This window comes from Cellulomonas hominis, from assembly GCF_005239125.1.
GTDB classification, from domain to species: Bacteria; Actinomycetota; Actinomycetes; order Actinomycetales; family Cellulomonadaceae; genus Cellulomonas; species Cellulomonas hominis_A.
The window spans coordinates 1-4328 of the sequence record NZ_SZYE01000259.1 but is presented as its reverse complement, the minus strand read 5'-3'; the positions used below and the strand labels follow the sequence as shown (position 1 = coordinate 4328).

The window sequence follows — 4328 nt, the reverse complement described above, 5'->3', positions numbered from 1 at the left end:
CCCGGGAGGGCGGCGGCCGCGGGCCGGCGCCCTCCCGGGCGCGGTGCGCGAGGGCCACGGCGGCGTCGCCCATCTCGTCCAGCGGCTGCCGCACCGTCGTGAGCGCGGGGTCGAGCCACGCGGCCACGGGCTGGTCGTCGAACCCGACCACCGACAGGTCCTCCGGCACCCGCACGCCGCGTTCCCGGGCCGCGCGCAGCACGCCGATCGCGGTGTCGTCGGAGGCGGCGAACACCGCGGTGGGCGGGTCGTCGGCCCGCAGCAGCACCTCGGCCGCCCGGAACCCCGCGTCCACCCCGTACGACCCGCCGCGGACCAGCTCCTCCTGCACGGGCAGGCCGCCCTGGATCAGCGCGGTCCGGTACCCCGCGAGCCGGGCGACGGCGTTGTCCTGGTCCTGCGGCCCGGTGATGGTCGCGATCCGGCGGTGCCCGAGCCCGACCAGGTGGGCGGTCGCGTCCAGACCGCCGCGGAAGTTCGTCGCGGCGACGGCGAGCAGCTCCGGGTCCGGGCGGGTGCGCGGGTCCACGACCACGAGGGGCACCCCCGCCCGGGCGAGGTCGGCCCGGGCCCCCTCGTCCGGGACGCCGACGACGCTGACCAGGCCGTCGGTGCCGCGGCGCAGCGCGTGCCGGACCCACGCGCCGCTCGACCCGGCGCCCGGATCGGAGTCGACGGTCACCACCAGGTCCGCGCCGAGCCGCGCCGCCGCACGGGCCGCCCCGCGCACGACCGCCTCGGCCCAGGTGCTGTCCAGGTCCACCACCCGCAGGTCGACGAAGCCGGTCCGCCGGCTGCCCGACGGCCGCACGGCGTACCCGTGCCGGGCCAGGACCGCCGCGACCCGCTCCCGGGTCCCGCCCGCGACGTCCGGGCGGGAGTTCAGCACCTTGGACACGGTGGGCACGGAGACGCCTGCCTCCGCGGCGACGACGGCCAGGGGCGACGGCGCCCCGGCGCTCGGGTGCTCGGCGTCCATGGCGCACCAGCCTAGGCGCGCGCCGACCACCGTCGGCGCCGACGTGGCGCGGCCCGGTCCCGGGCACCGCCGACGCGCCCCGCCCCGTCGTCGCCCGTAGGGTCAGCCGCATGATCGTGGTGGTGGCGGGGTCGAGCGGGCTGATCGGGACGGCGCTGGTCGGGCGCCTGCGGGCGGAGGGCCACGAGGTGCGCCGGCTCGTCCGCCGGGCGCCCCGCACCCCCGACGAGCGGATCTGGGACCCGGACGCCGGCCTGCTCGACCCGGCGGCCCTGGCCGGCGCGGACGCGGTCGTGAACCTGGCCGGTGCCGGCGTCGGCGACAAGCGGCTGACCCCCGCGCGCAAGCGGGTCGTCCTGGAGTCGCGCACCCGCACCACCGGGCTGCTCGCGCGGACGGTCGCCGGGCTGGACGACCCGCCGCGCGTGCTGCTGCAGGGGTCCGCCACCGGCGCGTACGGCTACCGGGGCGACACCCGGGTCACCGAGGAGGAGCCGTACGGCACGTCGTACCTCGCCGAGGTGGTGCGCGCGTGGGAGGCCGCCGCGGCGCCCGCCGTCGCCGACCCGCGGGTGCGGGTCGCGTTCCTGCGCACCGGGATCGTGCTGGCGCCGTCGGGCGGTGCGCTCGGGCGGCTGCTGCCGCTCATCCGGCTCGGGCTCGGCGGCCCGCTCGGCAGCGGGCGGCAGTACTGGTCGTGGATCAGCCTCGAGGACGAGGTGCGCGCGATCCTGCACCTGCTCGACGCGCCGGTCAGCGGACCGGTGAACCTCACCGCGGAGCCGGCGACCGAGCTCGAGATCGTCCGGGCGCTCGCCCACCGCGCGCACCGCCCCGCCGTGCTCCCGGTGCCCGGGGTCGCGCTCCGGATCGCGCTGGGCCAGTTCTCCGAGGAGATCCTCGGCAGCCTGCGCGTGGTGCCCGCGACGCTGACGGCCTCGGGCTTCGTGCACGCGCACCCCACCCCTGAGTCCGCGGCGGCGTACGTCCTCCCCTGACCGCGCGCCGTCCCGGCCCCGCGGCCCGGCGCACCCCGCCGACTGTGCAGCAGGTGCTGCCTTCCGGGGCCCTGAACCCCGCGACGACCGCCATCTCGGCGGCCGCCGCGCCCGGGGGGCGCGCGCGGCGCGGCGGGTCGGGCGCGGCGGGTCGGGCTAGGCGTCCAGGGTCACCGTGCGGTGCTCGCGGGCCGAGAGCCGGGCCGCGTCCAGGACGCGGGCCGTGACCACCGCGTCGGCCGGGTCGACGGGGACGGGGCCCGTCCCCCGCACCCACGCCGCGACCGCCCGGTAGAAGTCCGGGTGGCCGCCGGGCGCGCGCGGCACCGGCACCCGCTCGTCGCCGTGCACCAGCCAGCCCTCGTGCGCGTCGTCGCCCTCGTCGAGCGCGGCGAACGGCGTGGCCTCGCCCTCGAAGGACGTCACCAGGTACGCGCCGCGGTCGCCGAGCACCCGGGTACGCGGGCCCGGCGCGCCGACGAGCGCGCCGGCCTGCAGGTGGCTGATGACCGTCGACCCGTCCGGGCGGGCCGCGTGCGTCAACGCGAGGAACACGTCGTCCTCGGCGGGCGTGGTGAGGTTCCGCAGCTCGGCGTGCACCCGGGCCACCGGGCCGAACAGCTGCACCGCCGAGTCGACCAGGTGCGCCCCGAGGTCGAGCAGCAGGCCGCCCGCACGGGTGTCGTTCTCCTTCCACCGGTCCTGCGGCACGGGACGCCAGCGCTCCCACCGGCGCTCGAACCGGTGCACCGTCCCGAGCTCGCCCGCCTCGAGCAGGCCGCGCAGCGTCAGCTGCTCCGGGTCCCACCGGCGGTTCTGGAACACCGTCAGCCGGTCGCCGGCCTCCGCCCCGAGCCGGGCGAGCGCGGCGGCCTCGTCGGCCGTGGTGGCGAGCGGCTTGTCCACCACGACGGACGCCCCCGCGGCCAGTGCCCGCGTGACGTGCTCGACGTGGTCGCCGGTCGGGCTGGCGACGACGACGACGTCCAGCTCGCCGGCGTGCGCGAGCAGCGACGGCACGTCCGGGTCGACGGCCACGCCGGGCCAGTCCTGCTCCGCGGCGGCCGCCCGCGCCGGGTTCCGGGTCACGACCCGCACGACCTCGGCCCCGACCTCCCGCAGCAGCCGGGCGTGGATGCCCCGCCCCGCCGATCCGTAGCCGACCAGTCCCACCCGCAGCGCGTCCGTCATGGCCGCCACCCTAGGCCCGGTGCGCGTCCTCCTCCTGCCGCGAGAGCGCGCTCGGCCACCAGGTGCGGCGCCCCACGTCGTGCACGAGCGCCGGCACCAGCAGGCTGCGGACCACCAGCGTGTCGAGCAGCACGCCGAACGCCACGATGAAGGCCAGCTGGGCGAGGAAGAGCAGCGGGATCACGCCCAGGGCCGCGAACGTCACCGCGAGCACGACGCCCGCGGAGGTGATCACCCCGCCGGTGACGGCGAGGCCGCGCAGCACGCCCTCCCGGGTGCCGAGCCGGGCGCTCTCCTCCCGGACCCGCGTCATGAGGAAGATCGAGTAGTCGACGCCCAGGGCCACCAGGAACGTGAACGCGTACAGCGGCACGGCGGGGTCGGCCCCCGGGAAGTCGAGCACGTGCTCGAACACCAGGGCCGCGACGCCCAGCGCCGCCGCGAAGGACAGCACGTTCGCGAGCATGAGCAGCACCGCGGCGACGACGGAGCGCAGCAGGACCATGAGGATGAGCAGGATCACGACCAGCACCACCGGCACGATGACCCGCAGGTCCCGGGTGCCGGCGTCCTGCGCGTCCAGCGTCTCGGCGGCGGCCCCGCCGACGAGCGCGTCCGGGGCGACCTCGTGCACCGCGTCCCGCAGCCGCTCGACCGTCGCCACGCCCTCCGTGGTGTCGGCCGCGGCCTCGGTGGTCACGTCGACGCGCACGTCGCCGTCGACGACGACCGGCTCCGCGGGCTCCTCCGCGCCGGGCCCCCCGGACCCGGTCGGCGCGCCCGTCGTCGCCCCGGTGTAGGGCGCCGCGGACACCACGCCGTCGACGTCCAGCGCCGCGTCGACCACCGCTCCCGCCTGGTCCTGGGCGACGATCACCGTCGCCGGCTGCACGGTCCCCGCCGGGAAGTGGTCGGCGAGCACCTGCTCCCCCGCCACGGCGTCGACGTCCGTGAGGAACACGTCGGCCTGGCTCGTGCCCGACGCCTGGAACGTGGGCAGGAACGCCGCGCAGCCCAGGAGCACCACCGTGGTCGCCACCCACACGGCGCGGTCGCGCCGCCCGACCCCGCGGGCCAGCCGGCCCCACAGGCCCTCGGCGGGCGCGGGGTGCCCGGCGGGCGCGTGCGCGCCGTGGTGGTCGTGCGCGGGCGTGCCCGCG

Annotated in this window: 4 protein-coding genes; 1 reads left to right on the top strand and 3 read right to left on the bottom strand. The window is 78.4% G+C overall.

What is annotated here, in order from left to right; translation table 11 throughout:
* The coding region (locus FA014_RS18375; RefSeq protein WP_154731064.1) for a LacI family DNA-binding transcriptional regulator at positions 1-979 on the bottom strand (979 nt) is incomplete at its 3' end.
* Positions 980-1089: 110 nt separating this feature from the next.
* On the opposite strand from FA014_RS18375, the gene FA014_RS18370 reads away from it, so the two are divergent.
* Positions 1090-1977: a TIGR01777 family oxidoreductase gene (locus FA014_RS18370; protein WP_154731063.1), complete on the top strand. Its 888-nt coding sequence runs from the start codon at positions 1090-1092 to the stop codon at positions 1975-1977.
* Between the two features lie 156 nt (positions 1978-2133).
* On the opposite strand, the gene FA014_RS18365 is transcribed toward FA014_RS18370, so the two are convergent.
* Together FA014_RS18365 and FA014_RS18360 are read right to left on the bottom strand one after the other, a co-directional pair.
* Positions 2134-3168 carry a Gfo/Idh/MocA family oxidoreductase gene (locus FA014_RS18365; protein ID WP_154731062.1) on the bottom strand — a complete coding sequence of 345 codons (1035 nt, stop codon included), beginning with the start codon at positions 3166-3168 and terminating at the stop codon, positions 2134-2136.
* Positions 3169-3178: 10 nt separating this feature from the next.
* Positions 3179-4328: MMPL family transporter (locus FA014_RS18360; RefSeq protein ID WP_154731061.1), on the bottom strand; the 1150-nt coding region annotated here is incomplete at its 5' end.